General features: G+C 62.1%; 3 protein-coding genes. All 3 read right to left on the reverse strand.

Annotation, left to right across the window (positions count from 1 at the left end):
• Window position 1: 1 nt before the first annotated feature.
• Window positions 2-1,696: an ABC transporter permease gene (locus Q0341_RS08725; RefSeq protein WP_299512204.1), complete on the reverse strand. Its 1,695-nt coding sequence runs from the start codon at window positions 1,694-1,696 to the stop codon at window positions 2-4.
• Window positions 1,693-2,493, reverse strand: coding sequence for a DUF4395 domain-containing protein (locus Q0341_RS08730; RefSeq protein WP_299512207.1), 801 nt, complete (start codon window positions 2,491-2,493; stop codon window positions 1,693-1,695). The genes Q0341_RS08725 and Q0341_RS08730 overlap by 4 nt, the downstream gene beginning before the upstream one ends.
• A 114-nt stretch (window positions 2,494-2,607) precedes the next feature.
• On the reverse strand, window positions 2,608-3,710 hold a 1,103-nt coding region (locus tag Q0341_RS08735), incomplete at its 5' end, for a sodium:proton antiporter (protein ID WP_299512209.1).

Here is a 3,710-nt window from a genome sequence, read left to right on the forward strand (position 1 = left end):
GTCATGGTGTGGCTTTCATGGGGGCGATCTTCTCAAATCGGCGGGGCCTACCCAACCACGCGGCCAGCGCAAAGGCGGCAATGGGCAAGAGCATTTGCAGCGCGGCGTAGGCGCTCATGAGCGAGCGTTGCGCGCCCGCAGCCAAGGTGACGGCTTCGGTGGTGACGGTGGCAAAGCGGCCCGCGCCCACATAGAGCGTGGGCAGGTATTGCGCCACGCTGACCGCAAAGCCCACCGCCCAAGCCGAGGCGATGGCGCGTTGGAGCAATGGCCACTTCACACGCCACAGATACACCCAGCGGCCATGGCCCAAGCTGGCCACCAGCGCGGCTTGGCGCGGGTCCACCGCCTGATACGCGGGCACCAGCGCCAGCAGCACATAGGGCAAGACCATGACCGCGTGCGCCAGGCTCAGGCCCAGCCATTGGCCTTCGAGGCGGGTGTGCAGCGCCAGGCTGTACAAGCCCACCACCCACAGCACCGAAGGCAAGACCAGCGGCAACAAGAACCAGGGTTGCAAGGCCTGCTGCCAGCGGCGCGGGGCCAGCTCCAGCCAAGCCACCGACCACAGCAAACACACACTGGCCGACGCCACGCCCAGGCCCAACGTGGTCCACACGGTGTGCGCGCTGCTGGCCACTTGTTGCCAGGCGCCCAGCGTCCACAGCTCGGGCCACACTTGGGGGAAAGGCCACACGCCCGAGACACTGCCCACGGTCAGGGCGAACCAGACGGCGATGTAGGCGGCGAGGATGGTGGTCCACATGAGATTCGGCTGCAGGGGCAGCCTCCTACAAAAATGCAGAAGCCATGGCGGGGTTTTCTGTGGGCGCTTGCACCTGCTCGCGAATGGGCGCATGACCGCGACCACTCGCAACGCCACCACCATCAACACGCCCGCCACCAACACCGTGCCCGTCAACCACCCCGCTGCCGCCACGCCTTGCGATTGCGTGAGCAGGTCGGCATCACTCAGCCATTGCCAAGCCAGCACCGCCAAGGTGGGCGGTGATGCGGGGCCGATGATGAGCGCCATGTCGACCACCGTGAGGCCATAGGCCAGCACCGCGAGCAGCGGCCAGCGCAGGCGCGGGGCCAGTTGTGGCCAGATGATTTGCGCAAAGGCTTGTGCAGGGGTGCGGCCCAGGGTTTGGGCCAAGGCGTATTCGGCTTGCCAGCGGCGGCGCAGGTCTTCGCGCTGCATTTGGGTGGCGGCCACCCACAGCAAAAACGGCACCTCTTTGAGCCACAGCGCAAGGATCAGCCCCAGGCCCCACGGGTCTTGCGTGGTGAGCCAGGGCGGAGGTGCGTCAAAACCCGTGAGGCCCGGCGACAGCAGCCGCAGCGCCCAGCCGCTGGGTGACAACCACAGCACCAGCCCAATGGCCATGGCCGCGTGCGGCGTGGCCAGCAATGCAGGCAAGTGCGACAGCCAACGCCCCAACTGATGGCGAATGAAGCCGCTGGCCAGCACATGCGCTACCGTGATCCACGCCAAGGCGGTCGAGGCCAAACCGGTCCACAGCGTCATGCCCCAAGCGCGGAAGGTTTGCGGATCAACCCACAAAGCTTGCCAAGCTGCCGCGTCCAGCGCTTGCGCGCTCACCGCCCACAGCGCCCCGACAATGGGCACCGCCACCAGCAGCGCCAGCACCACCGAAGCAAAGGGGGCAAGGTAAACGAGGAAGGGACTCACAGGCAACCGTTGTGCTTTTTCCAGATGGCTTCGTGGCCCATGGCTTTGGCAAATTCGGGCACCGTGCAACGCGCAGCCTCAGCCTCAGCCCCGGATGCTGGCGCAAGGGTTGAGGATGCGCCTGGGGCGTTGGCTGGAGAGGCAGCAGGCTGCCCATGCACATTGGGGTGGTGCATGCCCCGCACATCGGGCGCATGGCTGACCCAACGCCCTACCCCCACCATCACCAACGCAAAAACCACCAACACCACCAGATGGCCCCACTGACCACCAGCACCTGAGAGTGGCGTGTAAGCGCACGCGCCACCGGGACACAACTGGGCTGTTTGTGGGCGCAGCAAGTCGTGCAATTTGCAACCCAGGCAAATGCCAAAGGCCGATTCAAAAAACAGCAAGAGCAAACAGGTGCCACACACCAACATGTTGATGGGGCCGACCACGCCTTGCAGCACGATCAAATAAAACATGGACAAGCCCAGCACCAAACCCAGGCTCCAGGCAAAGCGTTTTTGCGGCGCACCCACGTACTCGGGCATCTGGCCGCGCACCACCCACTGACCCAAAATCATGGCGGGCGCCCAGCGGGGGTTGACGAACAAACGCATGCCAAATTCGATCAGGAAGGCCACCACAAACACCTGCGTAGGCTTGAAGTTGCCGAGCAGCAAAGCTTGCATGAAAGTGACCATGGCCACAGCAAAAAGAATGCCTGCACTCGCCCGCACTGCGCGCTCATTGAGCACCCGAACTTCATAGCCCGGCAGGGATTGTCCAAATTCAAAAATTTTGAAGGCCATCGTGTTTTCCATCTTGCTGTGTATTGCCCGATTTGCAGGCTTTGCTTGTGCGGGCATCAGGCGTGTGCGGGCATGCCCCACACAAGCTGCGCGTGAATTGACTCTTGGGTTCCATCAGTCTTGTGTTTGAACGACGCGCTTGGCCACTCGGCTGATCGTCAGCCCTTGTCCAAGGATAGACCACACCACCACGCAATAGGTGAGCGCCAGCAAAACTTCTCGCGAAGGCCCTGCTGGCAGAGACAAGACCAACGCCACAGAAATACCGCCGCGCAAGCCCCCCCAGGTCAACATGAAGCCCGCGCCCTTGGGCAGTCGAAACACACGCCGCAGCAACTTGACGGGCAAGCCGACCGTCAACCAGCGTGCGAGCAGCGTGATCAAGATGGTGACCACGGCGGCCATGAACAGGTCTAGCGCAAAGTGGATCACAGCCACTTCCATGCCAATCAAAACAAAGAGCACGGCGTTGAGGATTTCGTCCAACAATTCCCAAAACAAATCGACGTGATGGCGGGTGGTGTCGGACATGGCCAAGGCCCGGCCTTGGTTGCCGATCATCAGGCCCGCCACGACCATGGCCAGCGGGCCAGACACGTGCAAGTGGGTGGCCAAGGTGTCGCCACCCATCACGGCGGCCAGGGTGATCAAGACCTCGACTTGGTATTGGTCAATGCTGCGCAACAAACGAAAGGTGATGTACCCCAACACCAGCCCCAACAGCAAGCCGCCACCGGCCTCAAGCGCCAGCAATTGAGCACCCTGCTGCCAAGTGGGCACCTCGCCGCTGGCCAGCACACCCAGCAGCAACGAGAAAATCACCACGCCTACGCCATCGTTGAACAAGGATTCACCCGTGATCACCAACTCCAAATTTTTGGGGGCGTTGGATGATTTCAATATGCCCATCACCGCAATCGGGTCGGTCGGTGAAATCAAGGCGCCAAAAAGCAAGCAGTAAATCAAGGGGATGGAAAAGCCCAGCCAAGGCAAAATCCACCACATTGCCAAACCCACCACAGCGGTAGAAAGCACGGTGCCCACCACCGCGAGCACGCCGATTTGCCAGCGGTATTGCCGCAGCGCACTCAAGTCCACATGCAATGCACCGGCAAACAGCAGCAAGGACAACATGCCCTGCATCAGAACGTCTGAAAAATCGATGCTGGAGAGCAAGGACACTTCGTAGGCGCGCACATCGTGCAAAAACCCCAGCG

The sequence above is a fragment of the uncultured Limnohabitans sp. genome, from assembly GCF_937889215.1.
GTDB lineage: Bacteria > Pseudomonadota > Gammaproteobacteria > Burkholderiales > Burkholderiaceae_C > Limnohabitans_A.

What these genes read in the sequence shown, in the direction of transcription:
- Q0341_RS08730 (WP_299512207.1), bottom strand. Translation starts at nt 2,493, where the DNA reads ATGGCCTTCAAAATTTTTGAATTTGGACAATCCCTGCCGGGCTATGAA.